The following is an 18,262-nucleotide window of genomic DNA, read 5'->3' on the forward strand; positions in this document are numbered from 1 at the left end:
GCATCTATTGCTTTAATCATTATAGGAATATCTTTTTTACTTTAGATGTCCATAATAACGATAATGATTTGATTGTTGCTAATGTCTTTATAATAGTATCTGTCAAGCATATTTACTTTAGCAAACGCCTCCCCCTCAGGTGCAGTTCCTATTCACTATTAAATCATTGCCTAATCATCATCCAAACAATCCAGCGGATTGGGGATTTTTGCTTTTCAAATTAGACTATCCACAAATATAGAAAAAGTGCAGTACACCACGAAGATGCACTGCACTTTTCTCCACATATTGTGCGGGCTTTAACATTTACAGTTTGTATCCTTTGTTTTCCCAGTTTATGGCTTACCCAGTCGGTTGGCTTCCTTTTTCAACCGCTCGGCTTGTTCATTGAGCAGCCTTGCACGTTCCAACGCTTCCGCCTGCTTCCTGCTGCGGAATTCAAAATCCGTCACCGAATCAGTCAGGTTTTGGATGAAAGCGTTATCCCGTTCCCTACTAAAATTCGTTTCCAGCAAATCAAGGCAGCCCCCGTCCGCTTCCCCTTTCATCAGAATGTAGCGGTATTTCATATCGTTGTCCTGCAACTGCTGCATTCGTCCAGCCAAACGGACATTCAGGAACAAAGAAACGAAACAGACAACCAGCCCTGCCAAAAAAACAAAAAGTTTCGGATGTAACAAACCGCTTATCCTCCGGGACAACGATGCAGGTTCGGTTTCCGCTTTTTCAGTTGTGCGCTCCTTACGGTAAGAATCCAACGCATCCAGCATTTCTTTCAGACAACGGTAGGTAGCCGTTACAAATTTCCTCACTTCTCCGATGGATTGCTGCTGCTCCTGTTCCGCATTCCTTATGTCGGCAAGTTGGCTTTGGATAGCCTGCAATTCCTTTTCGGGAACAGCCGGGCTACTGTGGAGTTCCGATAATGCCTGCTCGATTGCTCCCAACCGTTCGAGAGTTTCCTCCCGGCTGGCTGGCGTTACCTGTGCTTCCTGCTTCCCTTTCAGTTCCGTAACCATAGAGAGAAGCCCCTCTAAAATCAAATAGTCTTCCATGTCTTTACAGTTTAAGTCGTTTTTTCTTCTTCTTTCTCAAATTAAAATTAGGTTCTTCATCCACTGGGGGAGAAGAAGCGGAAAACAGACCGAGCGAACCAGTTATCAACGGACTGTCAGCCTTGCCCGGTACAGGTGCTTGTTCCCGAACGGGCGCGAAAGTTATTTGCCGTTGGCTTCCGGCAACATTCATTCCTGCATACCCGAAACATTTGTCCAGTTTGGAAAAACTGAAACTCCGGTCTATCTCCGAACCCTTGAACGTGTATTCACCTTTGGAAAAGGATATGCCCTGTATCTCGTCGGTCTGTCCCTTTCGTTTGAACCGGACGGTAATACCCTTTTCTGCTAACCGCTCCTGTAACTGCTGCCAGTTACGGGATTTGCCGATTTCGTTCTTCACAGCCGTGTAAATCTCGTATTTCGACTTGTCCGGCTCTTTCAGTCGGTGCTGCTTTACCTGTTCTTTTCCACCAGCGAAATAAAGCCCGTGTTTGGCTTTCAGCTTCATGCATACCTGTTCGTTACGGTACATATCGTTCCTGTCCGAAATGGTCTTGCCGTTATTGTCTATGCGGTTGAACACGATATGCACGTGCGGATGTTCCCGGTCTTGATGACGCACGATGATATACTGCGTATTGGTGATTTTCATTTCACGCATATACTCCTGCGCAAGCTGTACCATCTTCCCGTCTGTCAATTTGGGCGCATCCACTGTCGAATAACTTAACGCAATATGTCCGACAGGCTTCTTCAAATCGGGATTCATCCCGGTCTGCATACAGAAGCTGCGGATTATATCACCCCGGCTTTCAGTCAGAACCCCGTCCGCATGAAGCAAAACCGCCTGCTCCTTGCCGAGCACATAGTTCACACAGCCCTTAAAACCGCTTCCCTTTTTTATTTTTCCAATCATCCGACAAATGGTTTATGATTCCAATAATCCTGTTTTTGAGCTTCACCAGTTCCACCGCCACCAGTGCGAAACCTCCGGCATTCGCCCGGTGCGCCAACTGGTTGATGTTGTTGGCTTCCCCTGCCAGTTTGCGGATGGTGTCCGCATCCTGCCTGTTCAGCCGGGGTATGACCTCTGCCGAAACAACCGCCTGCCTTACATACTCACTGACACGCAACCCGGCTTCCCCGGCTCGCTTCCTGATGGCGTAATACTGCAACTCGGTCAGTTTCGTACTGACAACCCGTTGCTGCTTCTCTATCCGTTTCTTTGCCGGACGTCCCCCCGGCTTATCCTTTATATTCGTCATGGTTTTTTACGTTTGAATGGTGTCTTAAAAATTGCGACCAACGGGAGAAATTTTCTTTGCGGTGAGCAAAGCAAGGTAGTTTCGGTTTACCGAAACATAACCTTGCTCTCCAAATAAACCGCCAGCCGTTGATAGTCCTGCCGGATTAAATGCCCCTGCCTCTCTTTTGTCTTGGGGCGGCACGTTGTCCGGTTTCCTGCTTCGTTTCCTGCACTTGGCTGGCTTCGTTTTTCTGTTCCTGCTTCCTGCCGCACAGGTAATCGTTCAAGTCCGAATATCCCCTGTAATTGTGTGAGAAGTCACGTACACGGTAGGAGTATTCCAACTCGATATCCCGTGTCGCTTCATATCCAGCCTTGTCATTGTCAAGCATACAGTGGATGCGTTCATACAGGGACATCACGTTAAGGGCTTTCGACACATTGGCGGTAGAGTTAAGAATGACATAATCCTGCCTGTCAAGGTCGGGCATGGTCGGACAGTTCCTCATGCGGAGCGTAAGGAAAGAGAGGTAGTCCATGAAACCCTCGAACACCAGACATTTCTCTCTCGGCTCTCCCTGCTGCCGTATATGGGTGATGTCTTTCGGGGCGATGCAGCCTTTGAAAAAAGAGTTGCGCACCTCATAACCTCCTGTCATGTTCGGGAAACCGATAGCGAAGAACGGTCTGCCGTTATTGGTAAAATGGAGTTCCTTACATTCTCTTTTTGCCAGTTCGATATTGATACCCCGTCCCTGCAAGTAACGGAGCAATGCCGGATGGGTAAGGTCACGGACTTCCAAATGCTGGAAACTCGGTTCTTTCCTACGCTGGGGAAAAGAAAAACTGACCGGACGGATGTGCGGTGTCTGTTCCGCTATCCGGTTTAAAAGGTATGGCAAGCTGTCTGAACAATAGAGTTCCTTTGCCAGTGCGATGAGGTTGCCGCCCTTGCCTGCGCCAAAGTCATACCAAAGGTTGCGGTCAGTGTTCACCTTGAAAGACGGTTCGTGTTCCTCCCTTAACGGTGATTTGTACCATAAACCGTTACCCTGCTGTTTGACAGGAGAGTAACCTAAACTGTGCAGATAGTCTGCGATGGGTATTTGTTTCACATCTTCGATGTTCATAACATTTTCTTTTTGGGGATAAAAAAATAGTTGAAAAGTGCACCAGTCCTGTTTAGTCCGTTATATATACACCCGTACCATACTAAACCTGCCTGTTCCGATATTGGGAAATAGTAAGTCCGTTCCTCTTGTATATACACCCGGACTAAACCAAACTGACTTTTAATAATGGAAATCGGGATTATAGCGGTAGCCCTTGCCCTCTTTCACAATCATGCGCTTGTTCACAAGAAACTTGTTAAGCGACACAAGAACATTGCGTCCACGCTCGTAACCGATACTCGCATAACCCTGTTTCAATGCCGCTATGACATTGGAATAGCCTTGTACCACCTGCTTGCCGAAACCGTTCTCCAACGCTTCCCGATGTTGCTGTTCAGTCAGTTCCGTAAGCGAAAAGTTCCTGTCCTGCTTAGGTTGTTGGAATACATAATCATCCACGATTTCGGGTAAAGCGTTGTCATTGATACGGAATGCGAACGGGTCAAATTCCCGGTCACGTATGTGCATCGCCTTTACCTCGCTTATGTTGCCGTCCTGCTGGCTTTTCGTGATTTGCAGGACGGTTTCAGCCTTGTTGTTCAGTTCCGTACCGATATGCCCCTTGTGTTGTCATCCCCCTTGTTCAAATGCAGCACGGTGTGGATATGCAGGTTATACCCACTTGACCAGCGCATCAAAAGGTTGATTAGGTCGGTTGATTCGCTGGGGCTGTTGATGTCGTACATCAAGTCACGGATTCCGTCAATGATGAGCAACCCCACATCGGGCATATTTTCAAGCATATAGCCGATAATCTGTTTCCGCTTGTCGGGGGTCTGCTCTCTTAGCACGATGAAAACAAAATCGTCCCTGTCCTTGTCGGTAGGCAGTCCGGCAAGTCGCAAAATACGCTCCATGACCTTATGGCAATGGTATTTGCTCTGCTCGGTATCTACATAGAGGATTTTCCGTTTGTTCGGTGGCAGGTATGCCGAATACTTCAGTACCTCGTCATTCTTCAACGCTGCCGCAACAATGGCGGAAATATTGAATGTCTTTTTGCTCTTGGCTTTGCCTGTGGATGCGCTGAAATTACCCAGCGTGCCAATGGTAGAGCCGTTCACCCAGAGTATTTCGGGCGGCACTTCGTAAGTGTCCGTCACCTTTAAATGAATGGTTTTCCAAAGGGCTGCGAAATCCTCTTTCTGCATGGTAACACCCTGCCCGGCTTCTTCTTTCCTCTTATTTTCCATAGTTACGGATTTTCCGGTTTGCGCTCTTGGCGATGGCGAGTGCCGCCTCGTCCTTGTCGTTCACCCTTTTTGCAAGGTTTTCCGCCCACGTGAGAAGCTCTTTCCGTGAGAAAAGCAATTTGTTCCCGTATTTGCGGAACGGCACTTCCTTTTTTGCGGTCAGCTTGTAGAGCCGTGCCTTTGAAATCAGAAAACCGTGTCGTTCCAGCACCTCTACCGCCACATCGGGCGTGAGGTTGTCGGGTTCGTTCCTCGGCTGGGTGAATCCTGCCAATGACTGGGAAACGGTTTCGCTCACGATAGCCCGGAGTTCTTCGGGCGTTGTCAGAATAATGTTCGTCATATTTTCTTCCTTTTTTAGTTATTACTTGGCTACCGTCATAGCCGTTGCAACCGGTTGATGCCGCAAAGGAAGAATAAAAGAAACCGATTATTCAATTACTAATCACTTGACACAGACCGGACAACTTGGGACAATGCAGGACATCCGGCAAGATTGGAGCGGGATAAAAAAAGGGACAAACGATGTATTGGTGATTTTGTCCTTCCAACACACCGTTTGTCCTATGTATGTTAAGTGATTATGCGAATGCCGCTATTTCACATCCTTTAACCTTTCAAGTTGGGAAACGACTTCTTTTATTACGAAATATTTGTTTCCCGACAGCCCTATGTTCGAACGGGATATGAAACCGAGTTCCTCCCACCGGGCTACGGTCTGCCTGCTCACGCCCGCCATTTTCGCCAATGTCTTTTGGTCTATCAGTTCCCTGCCCTCGAATACGGGGTACTTGTATTTACGGGTGGCATGGCTGAACCTTATTTTCTCTATCGCCTTGTCCACGTCTTTAACAGTAGGGGGAATATATGATTTCACTTGCAGTACGGCTTCTTCTATTTCGTAGCCTGCGTATTCGGGATTCTGCGCCAGTTCCCCGTAAATGGCACTGAAACATTCAAGGTGTCTAATCTTCACCGTCTTGGTTTTCTTGTTCGGCATGGCTCAATCGAATTTGGTTAATAACTGCGCATTCCTTATCCGCTCCTCCTGCTCGAAACTGGCGAGGTAGTTCTCCGTGATGGCAAGGCTTGAATGCCCCAAACTCTCGGATATGTAAGCGATGTTCGTTCCGCTGCGTTTTAAGACAGTCGCATAGGAATGCCGGGCGGAATAGGTCGTGAAACGTGGGACACCGACAGCTTGGGCTATTTTAGCCAAAGCGATGTTGCAACGGTGCGTTACCCGTCTGACAATATTGGAAATGACAAATTCGTCCTCCGTTTCTCTGGCGTACTTGAACAGGAAAGTATCGGGTTTCCCATCGTCAGGGTTTCCCCACCGTTTTATAATATCCCGCATTTCGGGAGTGAGTACCGCCCTTATTTCCCGTATATGGTTGGACGTGTGCGATGTCTTGGAGCGTACAAAGCAGATTTCACCGTCCACGATGTTCCCATACCGCAAGAAAAGCATATCCCTGAAATTGATACCGTTGCACAGGTAGGAGAAAAACCAAAAATCCCGGTACTTCTCAACGGTCTTGCTGCCCTTGTTGATAGAATATTCCATTGGTACGGGGGAATTAGAGGAAGAACGAGCGCAGAATTGTGGCGGCTACCACAAGGAATATACAGGCACCGAACCAAGAGGCGGCAGTCTTCGATGTGTCGGGATCGCCGGAGCTGAACTTTCCATAGACCTTGACACCGCCGATAAGACCTACCACCGCGCCGATGGCGTAGATCAGTTTTGTCGCGGGGTCGAAATAGGAGGTCATCATTGAGGTAGCCTCGTTGATACCCGCCAGACCGTTGCCGGCGGCGTAGAGGTTGGCTGCACACAGAATGAGCGTGAGCATCATCGCCATAGGGCGACGCATACCGGGAGCGTTCATGAACGCCACGATACTGTCATAGAGTTTTTTGAGGGATTTTGTCATAAATTTTATTTTTAGGATGGATTGTGGATTTGGATAGTGGTGGGTCAGTGGAGGATGTTGAAGTCGATTGCATCAATGTCGGTGGTGTCAATGTCGGCATGGAACACGATTTTCTTTTTCGGCTTCGTTTCTTCCGCTTTTTCGGGCGGAGCGTCATGCTTCTCAGGAATTTCGGGGAGCTGGCACTCAATCATAAGTATGCGCTTGCGCACCAACGGATCGAGCTTGATTTTCTCGATAATCTGTGTGCCTTGTATGTCGGGCAGCACACGGCGGGCGGTTTCCTTGTCATCGGGATTGTCGGAATTACCCTTCAGAACGTTTACCGCTGTACTGATTTCGTTGAAGTCACTGCCTCCGGCTCTGGGTTCCTCCGCCGGGATTTCATCGCCTGTCAGTTCGCTTGCGGAGTGTGTGGCAAAAACTTCATCGAGTTTCTCCACCGGGATTTGTGCTGAGGACTTTTCCTCCGGTTCATCGGGAAAACCGGCATCCGAGGGTTTGCCGTACTCCTTGATGATAAGCGGTAATACCTCTTTGGCTGCTTCTTTCGCAGCCTCGCGGAACACCTCCTTGAACTCGTTGATGTCAAAAGTGCTTTTGCCGACAATACTGTCATTTTCGGCTTCCTCCTCTGTGTCGGCAGCCTTAGCGGGTTCCGGCGATGGCGTTTCCTTTACCGGCTTTGCTGTGTCGGGCTTTGTCAGCACCCTGCGGATAAGCCACAGGTTACTCGCCAGCAGAGCTATTATAAGTACAGTTTCCATCAGAACAGGTCTTTATGGTTACGTTCATGGACACTGCGCATCACCGCATTGTTGCGGGCAATATGCTCAAGTATGATTTCCGAGGCATACGAGCCGATTGACACTCCGGGTCTGTCAAGACCCTTTACCATGCGCGACAGGGCGGCATGAACTTCGGGATAGATATACACCTTCCTGTTGGACATCAAGATGTGCGGCGAGAGAAAACGCTCAATATAGCGTTCTTCCGCGCCATCAGGGATTTCAGCCACCTCGATAGTGGTGACTACTCGTGATTGGGATTTTTTCATGATTGTTGTGAATGTGTGGGGTTATAAAATAGGGTCGATAATATCTGCGAATTCCTCAAAATGCGCTGCAAGCACATTGTTGATATAGGCTTTGATGGAGCAGACCTTCCCTTTCTTCTTGTGGAATAGTATCCGGCGTATCTTCCAGATAAATTCAGGATCGATTTCCGACACTTGGAATTTATCTTCCGGCCACATATAACGCATATTGCGCACGAAGCGTTCCATATACAGCCGTTCCCTTTCGGAATTTTTAGCCTGTACAGTGGTATTTCCGGGGCTTGCACCGTCACCTTCGCCTGCCACCGGCTGTGGGTTAGCCTGTTCTTGCTGTTTGGACGCGCTTTTTCTTTTCAGCGATGACAGACCGGATGGCTCATCACGAAATGTCCTGATAAATTCCTCCGGATCGATTTGCGGCTCATAAACCTTTGACATAGGCTCACTGGTTTAATATGCCGAGCAGTTCATCGGCAAGTTCCGGAAGCCTTGTGCCTTTGAGCAGCGTTTTGTCAGGCGGAACAAGCGTAGAACGGAACACAGCGCGGTTAAGGGTCTTTGACCCCTCGCGGCGATACTTCTTGGTGTCGGGTATCTTGGTTTTCATGGTCTGAAGCCCGTATTCCTCAAACACAGCCTCATATTGGTCATAGAGGTCAGTCTTCTCGCGGGCGTCCACGAGGTTCCAGAGCATATACATCTGTTTGACCGATGTGCGCCCGGTCGTGAGCCACTCCTGTATTTTCAGGGCGAAGGCGAGCGAGCTTTCAAGTATTACCTTGTCGGCGGCGACAGGGACAATCACCATGTCCAGACAGTTAAGGATAGAAACAACACCGGGATTGTTGACTGTGCCGGGAAGGTCGAAAAATACGATGTCTATCTCATCCTCGCAGTCATCGATAATCTCACGGACTTTGCGCATGGCATTCTCCGGCTGAGCCGACAAAACCGGATATGGAGCCAGCTTTGTCAGACGCATATTGTCGGAAAACATCTTTTTGAACACGGGGCTGCACTCTATCAGCTCCTTGTCACGTTCACGCATATCCTCAATGCTGTACTGGGGAAAGTCGCAGTCAACGACAAGGACTTTCAGCCCCCTGACATAGTAGAGGTAACTCGCCGCAAGAACGGTCAGAGTCGTTTTGCCCGCTCCACCTTTCTGGGTGGAGAAAGCGACAAATTTAGGATCTGTCATAAATAAAATTTGAAAATGGATGTAGTGGTGACTGCATAGCAGTGGCCGTCAGCTTCATTTCGACACGTCGCAGACCGGTCTTGTCTATACTCCGTGGGGGGGACAGGCAGCGGCATTGGCTATGCTTTTGAGTTGGGGTACGGCTATCTCCGTCGCTCATGGGCGACCTTCCTCCGCCGTCAGGAGGGCATCGGCTATGTAAGCCGGAAGGTGATAGTCATGTCAGTCATTTTCTTTTTTTAATTTTGGGTGTTGGATTTAGTGGCGGAACATTGTTCCTTTCTAACTATGGCCGCACGGCTATATGTCCGTAGAACCATAGATAGGTAGTTTGCTTCTAATATTCCTTGTCAGGAGGTTTGCCCGCTTTATTATAAGATACATACTTTGCCGTTCAGTAACCAATCTCCGTACATCATAAATAAAATAGATTGTTCGGAAGGACATTGTATAAATACCTTTATTGCGGTCTTGCCAAGAGGCGAGGAATGTTATTGGCAGGTCAGCTTTCAATCTTGCAGTTCAGGAGGGAAGTTCATTATATAACAAGTAGGTTGACTTCCCTGAAGGCGAGCTTTCGAGCTAATCTCTACACAAAGAAACAAAATAAATTCCATTTTGTCAAGCCCTTAAAATTGCCAACTCATTGGCTCATAGAGGTTGAGGTGCCGGATTTCCTCACTTTTCCCCGGATTTCCCGAAAACGGGGCTGAAATTTTAACATTTTGCCATGCGATTTTTTTACTCACGGCATCACCGGACTTTCCAACGGTGCCCCCACGGCAATCCCTGCCGTCATAAAGTTTCAAATTTTCTCTCTTGCAGTTAGGAATTGCACCGGATTTTTTGTAACTTTATGGAAGCATCGACGTGTGTATCTACACTCCGCAGGTATGGAACACCGTTTTTTCACCGCCAAATGGTATGACCGGCACCACAGGCACCGAAAATATGGATTTCATATTAGGAAGGATGTCCACATAGACATAGCAAGGTGTCCGAATAGTAACTATTCGGGTTTCGGGTAACTCCGGTTCCCACGAAACAACCTTGCAATGCAGGATATTCTCCAAAGTCGAATATCCCATGACTTGACCTGCGGTTTGTCTGTACACAGCGATGCACTCACCACAAAATCCATACATAATATGACTGAAAAACCGAAAACCGGGCGACCCTTGTCGCCCAACCGATGCACCCACTGCGTCATGGTACGCTTCGATGACCTCGAATGGGATAGCCTGACCCGCATGATGGAGAAGGCTGATGAATCCGTAAAAGCCACGTTCATAAAAAAACTTATCTTCGGAAAGCCTTTCAAGGTGCTGACCACGGATAAGTCCCTTGCAGTATATTGCGCCAAACTCTCGGAGTTTTTCGCCCAGTACCGTACAATCGGGGTAAATTATGACCTCGTTGTGAAGGAGCTTCGCGCAAATTTCACTGAGAAGAAAGCTATGACACATCTCTACAAGCTGGAGAAAGCCACCATAGATCTGGCAAAAGTCACAGCCGATGTAAAGGCGTTATCCATGCAGTTTGATGAACAATGGTCGCTAAAATCTCGATAGGATCATCGCTCTACGGGGCGTTGTCATACAACGGCATGAAGATGAACCGTGACGAGGGCCGTGTGCTTGGTGCCAACAAGATTATACTTCCGGCAGACGGACATATTGACATTGCCCGAATGGTGGAGAATTTCAACCTGTTCATGCCGAAAACGGGCAGGACAAAAAAGCCCGTGCTGCATATCTCCCTAAATCCGCACCCCGACGATAAGTTGACTGAGCAGCAGTATGAAATCCTTGCACGCGAGTATCTGGACAAACTCGGCTTCGGTGAGCAGCCCTACATAATTTACAAGCACATGGACATCGACCGCCACCATATCCATATAGTGACAGTCAATGTCAACGAGCAGGGCAAGAGGCTCAATCAGGACTTTCTATTTCGTCGCAGCAAGAAAATTACCACCGAGCTGGAGGAAAAATATAATCTCCACAAGGCGCAACGAGAAAAAATCTCGCCCGATACTCCGATTAGAAAGATTGACCCGTCAGGCGACATCAAGCGTCAGGTTGCCAACACCGTCAAAATGGTCGGTATGCGCTATAAATTCCAGACCATCGGGGAATATAACGCCATACTCTCACTGTATAATGTGAAGTGCGATCCTGCCGACGGCAAAGTGAACGGACGCGAGTACCACGGTCTTGTGTATTTCGCCACCGACGACAACGGTAAGACTATCGCAACACCTTTCAAGGCATCGCGCCTCGGCAAGTTCGCAAGTCGCACCGCTATTGACGGCAGGTTTGAAAGGGCTAAGGATAAGATTGATGTTGCACCGACCAAGCGCAAAGTCGCCGATGTGATTGCTCACTCTACCGATAATGCTGATTTCATCGCCAAGCTGAAAGAGCATAACATTGATGTGGTTCTCCGTTACACAGAGGAAGGACGCATATATGGCGTCACTTTCATCGACCACAACACCATGACGGTATTGAATGGTTCTCGGTTGGGCAAAGAGTTTTCGGCAAACGCTATCAACGAGCGGTTCAACAATCCGGCAAACGCACCTACCGATACTCCCGATGTTGCGACACCTATTGTTGTTCCGCCGATAGAGCCGACACCCGACGACACCGGTTCTAACAATCAATCGCAGACCGGCACGGCACAGGATACCCAAACTTCGGACGGTCAGCAACAATCTACCGTCACCCAATCCGTTTCCGACTTCGGCGACTACGACCTTCCAATTCCGGGGCTTGACCTGTTCCAACAGGGGCAGTCGTTCAATCCCGACGAGGAGGAATTCCGCCGACGTATGCAGCGCAAAAAGAAGAAAGGGCGTCGCCCGAAATTCTAACAATTCACTTTTCAAAAATTACTATTATGAGCCAACAAGAGGACGACCTCAGAGCGTTGGCAAAGATTATGGACTTCCTTCGGGCGGTCAGTATAGTTCTGGTTGTCGCCAACCTGTACTGGTTCACCCGCGTGGAAACAGTCGAGAGCGGCTGGTTCTATTCGACCGTCCATAAGATCTGCGCCAACTTCAACCGCACCTGCGGGCTTTTCAGCACCACTTTCAATGCCAAACTGTTCGCGCTCCTGCTGCTTGGGCTATCATGCTTCGGCACCAGAGGAGTAAGGAGCGAGAACATCACATGGCGGCATATCGGCGTAACAATCGCCACAGGCAGCATACTGTTCCTTCTGAACTGGTGGACACTCGACATCGGTATGCGCTACACCTATATAATAAGCACCGTCGCTGGCTACATCTGTCTGCTGATGGGCGGAATATGGGCCGGTCGTATGCTGAAAAACAATATGATGGACGACCGCTTCAACGACGAGAACGAGAGCTTCATGCAGGAAACAAAACTTATGGACAACCAATACTCCATAAACCTGCCGACCAGATTCTACTATCAGAAGAAATGGCACAAGGGCTGGATTAACGTCGTCAACCCTTTCAGAGCCACCATCGTGTTGGGTACACCCGGTTCGGGCAAGTCGTATGCCGTCATAAACTCCTTTATCAAACAGATGATAGAGAAAGGTTACAGCGGCTATATCTATGACTTCAAGAGTGTGTGACGTGAAAAGTTGCATCAGTGGCTGTCAGCCATTCACTCAGAGGAGTGAAAAGAGTTGACCTATTGTTTCGCCAATAGTAGCCTACGGCAGGTGCGTCTTATGATGTACCAAGCTGCTCGGACAAGGTAACCCTCCCGAAAGGGTCGAGAATGAACCGTGAGGGGACTTCAAGAACCGCAAGCATTATGTGGTTGGGGAGCTTGGCTTGACGGCATGGCTAACGCAAGTGAACTGTCAGAACCATCGTTAAGTCGAACAAGCTTACGAATGCTTACAAGCTTGAACCAAAACGGTGTGTGGCCGGATAACCCTGTGGATTTTGGGGTTACGCGAACAACAGAGCCACCGGTGGAGAGGCAGAGCCTAAACCGTCATCGGCACTGATGCAGAACACGGTAAGCCTATATATCTCCATGAGCAATCATGGTAGGCCGAACGCAAGGGAGGCACAATGGTATGTAGGTAAAGGAAATTCGGAAAAAGCGAACGCCGCTCTGTAACGGAGCGGATACGGATTGACCTCATTGCCATGTATGGCAGAGAGCCACATCATCCGACATGAAAGTGTGCAGACTTCCGATATGGTAACATTTTACAAGATAACTTTTAGAACTTATGAAAGGAGAAAAGCAAATGGACGAGCCTAAAAACTCGTGTGCATCTTCTGACCACAAGGAATCAACTTGGGAAAACATTGATTGGAACAAGTGTGAGAAAGCGGTCAGTAAGCTACAAGCGCGTATTGTAAAAGCTCAGAAAGAGGGTAAGTTCGGCAAGGTGAAGGCTTTGCAATGGACTCTTACCCACTCGTTTTACGCCAAGGCATTGGCAGTAAAACGTGTCACTTCAAATGATGGCAAAAAGACTTCGGGCGTTGACAAGGTATTGTGGTCAACTCCGAAATCGAAATACAAAGCCATCTTCACACTCAGAAGAAGAGGCTACAAGCCTCAGCCTTTGAGACGAGTGTTCATAAAGAAGCACAATGGCAAACAGAGACCGTTGGGCATCCCCACAATGAAAGACAGAGCGATGCAGGCACTCCACCTACTCGCTTTGGAACCAGTATCGGAAACAACTGCCGACAACTATTCCTTTGGCTTCAGAAAGGAAAGAGGCACTGCCGACGCAATGGCGCGTTGCCATACTCTTCTTGCAAAGGGGTACTCGCCACAATGGATTCTGGAGGGTGACATCAAAGGGTGCTTTGACCACATCAGCCACGACTGGCTGATGAAGCACATCCCAATGGATAAAACCATACTTGGGAAATGGCTCAAATGTGGTTATATCTTTGAAAACGAAGTCTTCCCGACAGACGAGGGTACACCGCAAGGTGGTATCATATCGCCAACGCTTGCCAATATGGCACTCGATGGATTACAGAAACTACTCGAAGACAACTTTCCTTGGGAACCAAAGAAAGGTTCCACGGGCTGGTACTGTCCGAAAGTAAGGCTTGTAAGGTTTGCAGATGATTTCATTATCACGGGCGAATCAAAGGAGCTGCTGGAACAGAAAGTCAAACCGTTGGTAGCATCGTTTCTTGCAGAAAGGGGTCTTACCCTGTCCCAAGAGAAAACGCTGATAACACATATTGAAGATGGTTTCGATTTCCTCGGCTTCAACGTCCGCAAATTCAATGGTACTCTGCTGACAAGACCAGCCAAAGACCGTGTAAAGAGGATGTTGGATAAGGTAAAGCAAGAGATACACCGCTCGCGTGGAACTTCCCAACATGAACTTATCATGCGTCTCAATCCTATTCTCAAAGGATGGGCAAACTATTATCAATATAGTGCGGCCTCGGAAACGTTCCGAAAAGCGGACCATCTAATCTTCAAGAAACTGTGGCGATGGGGAATCCGTAGGCACGGAAACAAAAACCGTACATGGATTAAACAACGCTATTTCCACAAGATTGGAAATCGGGACTGGGTATTTGCTACGACAAAAATTGACTCAAAGGGAGAAGAATACTTCGTACCGTTGACAATATTGTTCAATACAAAAATCCAGACATATCCGCAACTGAAATGCGACCTCAATCCATTTGACCCCGAATGGACGGAGTACCGTGAAAAACGGCGCACCGTCAAAATGAAGATGTCGATGAGTGGTAAAAGGACGCTTTTCAATATTTGGAAAAGACAGAACCAAAGATGTCCAATCTGTGGTGAGCCGATAACGGTTGAAACACCGTGGCATACAATGATGTCAACCGTAAACGGTAAGAATTCATTGTCTATTGTCCACGAAAGCTGTTATTTGAGTGTGACACATAAAAAGAAGTGTAAGAATGAGCGTGTTTCGGAGTAAGTCTGAAATATTGTTGCTTGAGCCGTGTGATGGGAAACTATCACGCACGGTTCTTAGGGGGGAAAGCGCCCGCAAGGGCGCCGACCTACCCGCCCCGGATCTAAGCATGATAGCCTACAATCATCTGCTCAATCACAAGGAGGGCTATGGCAAGGTCAAGCCGAAATTCTATATGATAAATTTCGATGACCCGGAGCGGAGCCACCGTTGCAATCCTATTCACCCCGATTTCATGAGCGACATAGCCGACGCATACGAAAGCGCGTACACTATAATGCTCAACCTCAATAAGTCGTGGGTGAGCAAGCAGGGCGATTTCTTTGTGGAGTCACCGATTGTACTGTTCGCCGCGATAATATGGTATCTCCGCATTTACAAGGGAGGAAAGTATTGCACCTTCCCCCATGCCATCGAATTGCTCAACCGCCGTTATGAAGACTTGTTTCCCATTCTTACCAGCTACCCGGAGCTGGAAAACTACCTTTCGCCCTTCATGGACGCATGGCAGGGAGGCGCAGCAGAGCAGTTGATGGGGCAAATCGCATCGGCGAAAATCCCGCTTTCGCGTATGATTTCGCCTCAGTTATACTGGGTTATGACCGGCGATGATTTCACACTCGACATCAACAATCCGAAAGAGCCGAAGATACTGTGTGTAGGCAACAATCCCGACCGCCAGAATATCTATGGCGCGGCACTGGGTCTGTATAATTCCCGTATCGTCAAAATTATCAACAAGAAAGGTATGCTGAAAAGTGGTGTGCTGATTGATGAACTTCCGACGATATATTTCAAGGGGCTTGACCAGCTTATTGCCACCGCCCGAAGCAACAAGGTTGCAGTGTGCCTCGGCTTTCAGGATTTCTCGCAGCTCAAACGCGACTACGGCGACAAGGAAGCGGCGGTAGTGATGAACACCGTCGGCAATATCTTCTCCGGGCAGGTCGTTGGAGAAACCGCCAAGACACTCTCCGAGCGTTTCGGCAAGGTTCTCCAGAAGCGGCAGTCAATTTCAATCAACCGTCAGGACGTGAGCCACTCTTTCAACACGCAGATGGACAGCCTCATTCCTCCGAGCAAGATTTCAACTCTCACGCAGGGAATGTTCGTCGGGGCGGTCTGTGACAATATCAACGAGCGCATAGACCAGAAGATATTTCATGCCGAGATAGTGATTGACAGCGCGAAGGTCAAGGCTGAAACAGACCGCTACAAACCTATCCCGATACTCACAGACTTCCACGACGACACTCCCGAAAAGTCGCGCATGAAGGCTATAATCCAACGCAACTATGAACAGGTGAAAGCCGACGTGATACAGATAATATCCGACGAGAAACAGCGTATCATGGCAGACCCGGAACTCCGGCACCTGTTCATGCCAAAGTAAATTACAACCACCACTAAACTATCCACAATCATGTTAGAATCAGACCGAAGCCTTACAGACTTCAATTTCTATTATTCCTATCTGTTGAACTATCTCCAGTCCAACAGGTATCAGGTTGACCCTGAACACCCGCAGATAATCACCAACTCCATCGCGGCACTTGAAACATTCGAGGACGCACGCCGTTACGGCGCGGAAGTGGAGGATGCTGAGGAGCTGGCAATTCAGACACTTTTCACCAATATAGGAGAGTCGGAGTATGACATCGTTTCCGGACTCATACTTGACAACTTCGGTGACACTATCGACCTTGACAGCGAGGTTGCGGTGGAATACTGGACAACTCAGGTGATGACCGACATTCCCGACCTGTTTGACGGGTTTGACCGTCAGGCTATAGGCGTGGACGCTCTCGAAATGGAGCAGAAAGAGACAGAAATTGTAGGCAAAATCGTAATATATCTTACCGACAATGGCTTACAATAAGTTGCAGACAATGCGCGACAATATCAATGCCATACGCTGTGCGTTTCAGATTGGTGTTGAAAAGCGCGCTCCCGACCCCATAGAGAGGGTTGTACTCGGCAGGTACTCCGGCTTCGGCGGGTTGAAATGTATCCTAAACGATGCCAACGAGCTTGCCGATGCCGCCAAGTGGAGCAAGTCGGATATAGAGCTGTTCGCGCCGACGGTGGAACTGCGCCGTATGATTCATGATTACAGCCACAATGACAGGGAGTTTGCGGAGTATATGGATTCTCTGAAAGCCTCGGTGCTGACAGCATTCTATACGCCTCAGCCTGTTGTTGACTCCATTTCCGATGCGCTGAAAGACGCCGGGGTCGATGTCAAAAGATTTCTTGAACCGTCTGCGGGACAGGGTGCTTTTATAGACTCTTTCCTGCGGAATGACAGATACCCCGGTACCGAAGTGCTTGCCTATGAGAAGGATTTGCTCACCGGTAAAATCCTGTCAGCCCTGCACCCGTCAATCCTGACCCGCATAGAGGGCTTCGAGAAGATAGAGCGTGATTTCAACGGTTACTTTGACGTGGCAGCATCCAATGTTCCTTTCGGTGATTTTGCTGTGGCAGACCCGGCGTATGCTGTGAGCAATGAGATAGCCTTCCGTCAATCAACAAAGACGATACACAATTACTTCTTTCTCAAGGCACTCGATCAAGTGCGTGAGGGTGGATTGGTTGCCTTCATCGCATCGCAAGGTGTTATGAACGCCGCCTCTCCCTTCGTGAGGATGGAGCTTGTGAAACGCGCCAATCTTGTGACCGCGTTGCGACTGCCCAATAACACTTTCAGCGACAATGCCGGAACTGATGTAGGAAGTGACCTTATTATATTGCAAAAGCATTCAACAAAGAAGGCACTCTCTGCTGATGAAGAATTTTTCATTCAGTCGGTTATTGACCGTGGTACGAAAGTTCCGGGCAACAAGTTCTTTCAGGCGTTTCCGCAGAATGTAATCTGTACCGATGCAAAGGTGGGCACTGACCAATATGGCAAACCAGCTATCGTGTACCACCATGATGGCGGCATCGATGGCATTGCCGAGGACTTGCGAAAGGCACTTGACGAGTCGTTGCATCTACGCCTTAATATAGAACTGTATAATTCCAACGGTATCAAACCGCCTACGCCTGACCCGGTTACTCCAACTCCTGCGCCTAAACAGGAGGTTAAGGCGGAAAAGAAGTCAAGCCTCACCAATACACCTATGATGCAACAGTATCAGGAGATGAAAAAGAAACATCCCGATGCTGTATTGCTATTCAGAGTGGGCGATTTCTATGAGATTTTTGGCGAGGATGCGGTAAAAGCGTCGGCGATTTTAGGTATTACACTGACTCGCAGAGCCAACGGCAGTGACAAATATATTGAGCTTGCCGGATTTCCGCATCATGCGCTCGACACCTACCTGCCCAAGCTCGTAAGAGCCGGACAACGTGTGGCAATATGTGAGCAGCTCGAAGACCCGAAGCTGACAAAGACAGCCAAGCAAAAAGCTGTCGAGATTGTCACGCCCAATGCCGAAACTCAGAAGGTTGAGCAATCC

At 48.5% G+C, this 18,262-nt stretch carries 15 protein-coding genes and 5 pseudogenes; 7 read left to right on the plus strand and 13 right to left on the minus strand.

Translation table 11 applies throughout. The features are described 5' to 3' along the window. Positions 1-335 precede the first annotated feature (335 nt). The 13 genes and pseudogenes from EZ315_RS08385 to EZ315_RS08445 form a co-directional block, all read right to left on the minus strand. The gene (locus EZ315_RS08385; protein ID WP_007656452.1) at positions 336-1,055 is read right to left on the minus strand and encodes a hypothetical protein; all 720 of its coding nucleotides are present in this window, start codon (positions 1,053-1,055) and stop codon (positions 336-338) included. 4 nt (positions 1,056-1,059) lie between these two features. Then, entirely contained in the window at positions 1,060-1,974 is a 915-nt protein-coding gene (locus tag EZ315_RS08390) for a relaxase/mobilization nuclease domain-containing protein (protein ID WP_135471671.1), read from the minus strand. Then, positions 1,940-2,323 (minus strand): MobC family plasmid mobilization relaxosome protein, encoded by a 384-nt coding sequence (locus EZ315_RS08395; protein WP_134988014.1) that lies wholly within the window; start codon positions 2,321-2,323, stop codon positions 1,940-1,942. Before EZ315_RS08395 ends, EZ315_RS08390 begins: the two co-directional genes overlap by 35 nt. 145 nt (positions 2,324-2,468) lie before the next feature. Beyond that, positions 2,469-3,434 carry a toprim domain-containing protein gene (locus tag EZ315_RS08400; RefSeq protein ID WP_135471672.1) on the minus strand — a complete coding sequence of 322 codons (966 nt, stop codon included), beginning with the start codon at positions 3,432-3,434 and terminating at the stop codon, positions 2,469-2,471. Between the two features lie 162 nt (positions 3,435-3,596). After that, positions 3,597-4,669, minus strand: a pseudogene (locus tag EZ315_RS08405) (AAA family ATPase). Beyond that, positions 4,659-5,012 (minus strand): helix-turn-helix domain-containing protein, encoded by a 354-nt coding sequence (locus EZ315_RS08410; RefSeq protein ID WP_005856071.1) that lies wholly within the window; start codon positions 5,010-5,012, stop codon positions 4,659-4,661. Before EZ315_RS08410 ends, EZ315_RS08405 begins: the two are co-directional and overlap by 11 nt. A 252-nt stretch (positions 5,013-5,264) precedes the next feature. After that, positions 5,265-5,645 (minus strand): helix-turn-helix domain-containing protein, encoded by a 381-nt coding sequence (locus EZ315_RS08415; RefSeq protein WP_242452546.1) that lies wholly within the window; start codon positions 5,643-5,645, stop codon positions 5,265-5,267. Between the two features lie 27 nt (positions 5,646-5,672). Then, a pseudogene (locus EZ315_RS08420) lies at positions 5,673-6,221 on the minus strand (tyrosine-type recombinase/integrase); the annotation flags it as partial. A 31-nt stretch (positions 6,222-6,252) separates the two neighbouring features. Then, the gene (locus EZ315_RS08425; protein ID WP_135471946.1) at positions 6,253-6,549 is read right to left on the minus strand and encodes a DUF4134 domain-containing protein; all 297 of its coding nucleotides are present in this window, start codon (positions 6,547-6,549) and stop codon (positions 6,253-6,255) included. A 104-nt stretch (positions 6,550-6,653) separates the two neighbouring features. After that, complete coding sequence (locus tag EZ315_RS08430) at positions 6,654-7,376, minus strand: hypothetical protein (RefSeq protein ID WP_135471673.1); 723 nt, start codon at positions 7,374-7,376, stop codon at positions 6,654-6,656. After that, complete coding sequence (locus tag EZ315_RS08435) at positions 7,376-7,666, minus strand: DUF3408 domain-containing protein (RefSeq protein ID WP_123486679.1); 291 nt, start codon at positions 7,664-7,666, stop codon at positions 7,376-7,378. The genes EZ315_RS08430 and EZ315_RS08435 overlap by 1 nt, the downstream gene beginning before the upstream one ends. Positions 7,667-7,687: 21 nt before the next feature. Next, on the minus strand, positions 7,688-8,104 hold the full coding sequence (locus EZ315_RS08440; RefSeq protein WP_123550736.1) for a DUF3408 domain-containing protein: 417 nt from the start codon (positions 8,102-8,104) through the stop codon (positions 7,688-7,690). Positions 8,105-8,108: 4 nt separating this feature from the next. Beyond that, the gene (locus EZ315_RS08445) at positions 8,109-8,867 is read right to left on the minus strand and encodes a ParA family protein (RefSeq protein ID WP_123486677.1); all 759 of its coding nucleotides are present in this window, start codon (positions 8,865-8,867) and stop codon (positions 8,109-8,111) included. A 1,148-nt stretch (positions 8,868-10,015) separates the two neighbouring features. Between EZ315_RS08445 and mobA the strand changes: the two genes are divergently transcribed. The 7 genes and pseudogenes from mobA to EZ315_RS16640 all read left to right on the plus strand — a co-directional run. After that, the gene (mobA, locus tag EZ315_RS08450; RefSeq protein WP_124030617.1) at positions 10,016-10,438 is read left to right on the plus strand and encodes a conjugal transfer protein MobA; all 423 of its coding nucleotides are present in this window, start codon (positions 10,016-10,018) and stop codon (positions 10,436-10,438) included. Continuing rightward, a complete protein-coding gene (mobB, locus tag EZ315_RS08455) occupies positions 10,417-11,745 on the plus strand; it encodes a conjugal transfer protein MobB (RefSeq protein WP_135471674.1) in 1,329 nt (442 codons plus the stop codon). Before mobA ends, mobB begins: the two co-directional genes overlap by 22 nt. 26 nt (positions 11,746-11,771) lie before the next feature. After that, positions 11,772-12,473 (plus strand): annotated as a pseudogene (locus EZ315_RS08460) (YWFCY domain-containing protein); the annotation flags it as partial. Positions 12,474-13,115: 642 nt separating this feature from the next. After that, positions 13,116-14,801 (plus strand): group II intron reverse transcriptase/maturase, encoded by a 1,686-nt coding sequence (gene ltrA, locus EZ315_RS08465; protein WP_135471947.1) that lies wholly within the window; start codon positions 13,116-13,118, stop codon positions 14,799-14,801. Between the two features lie 82 nt (positions 14,802-14,883). Continuing rightward, a pseudogene (locus EZ315_RS08470) lies at positions 14,884-16,191 on the plus strand (TraM recognition domain-containing protein); the annotation flags it as partial. Positions 16,192-16,221: 30 nt separating this feature from the next. Beyond that, positions 16,222-16,677 (plus strand): DUF1896 family protein, encoded by a 456-nt coding sequence (locus EZ315_RS08475; RefSeq protein WP_135471676.1) that lies wholly within the window; start codon positions 16,222-16,224, stop codon positions 16,675-16,677. Positions 16,678-17,926: 1,249 nt separating this feature from the next. Continuing rightward, positions 17,927-18,226 (plus strand): annotated as a pseudogene (locus EZ315_RS16640) (MutS N-terminal domain-containing protein); the annotation flags it as partial. Positions 18,227-18,262: the final 36 nt, after the last annotated feature.

The organism is Duncaniella freteri, assembly GCF_004766125.1.
Lineage (GTDB): Bacteria > Bacteroidota > Bacteroidia > Bacteroidales > Muribaculaceae > Duncaniella > Duncaniella freteri.

Coding starts and splice junctions, on each gene's coding strand:
- mobA (WP_124030617.1), top strand. CDS start 10,016: ATGACTGAAAAACCGAAAACCGGGCGACCCTTGTCGCCCAACCGATGC.
- EZ315_RS08435 (WP_123486679.1), bottom strand. CDS start 7,666: ATGAAAAAATCCCAATCACGAGTAGTCACCACTATCGAGGTGGCTGAA.
- EZ315_RS08425 (WP_135471946.1), bottom strand. CDS start 6,549: ATGCGTCGCCCTATGGCGATGATGCTCACGCTCATTCTGTGTGCAGCC.
- EZ315_RS08400 (WP_135471672.1), bottom strand. CDS start 3,434: ATGAACATCGAAGATGTGAAACAAATACCCATCGCAGACTATCTGCAC.
- EZ315_RS08445 (WP_123486677.1), bottom strand. CDS start 8,867: ATGACAGATCCTAAATTTGTCGCTTTCTCCACCCAGAAAGGTGGAGCG.
- EZ315_RS08440 (WP_123550736.1), bottom strand. CDS start 8,104: ATGTCAAAGGTTTATGAGCCGCAAATCGATCCGGAGGAATTTATCAGG.
- EZ315_RS08410 (WP_005856071.1), bottom strand. CDS start 5,012: ATGACGAACATTATTCTGACAACGCCCGAAGAACTCCGGGCTATCGTG.
- mobB (WP_135471674.1), top strand. CDS start 10,417: ATGGTCGCTAAAATCTCGATAGGATCATCGCTCTACGGGGCGTTGTCA.
- EZ315_RS08390 (WP_135471671.1), bottom strand. CDS start 1,974: ATGATTGGAAAAATAAAAAAGGGAAGCGGTTTTAAGGGCTGTGTGAAC.
- EZ315_RS08475 (WP_135471676.1), top strand. CDS start 16,222: ATGTTAGAATCAGACCGAAGCCTTACAGACTTCAATTTCTATTATTCC.
- EZ315_RS08430 (WP_135471673.1), bottom strand. CDS start 7,376: ATGGAAACTGTACTTATAATAGCTCTGCTGGCGAGTAACCTGTGGCTT.
- EZ315_RS08385 (WP_007656452.1), bottom strand. CDS start 1,055: ATGGAAGACTATTTGATTTTAGAGGGGCTTCTCTCTATGGTTACGGAA.
- EZ315_RS08395 (WP_134988014.1), bottom strand. CDS start 2,323: ATGACGAATATAAAGGATAAGCCGGGGGGACGTCCGGCAAAGAAACGG.
- ltrA (WP_135471947.1), top strand. CDS start 13,116: ATGGACGAGCCTAAAAACTCGTGTGCATCTTCTGACCACAAGGAATCA.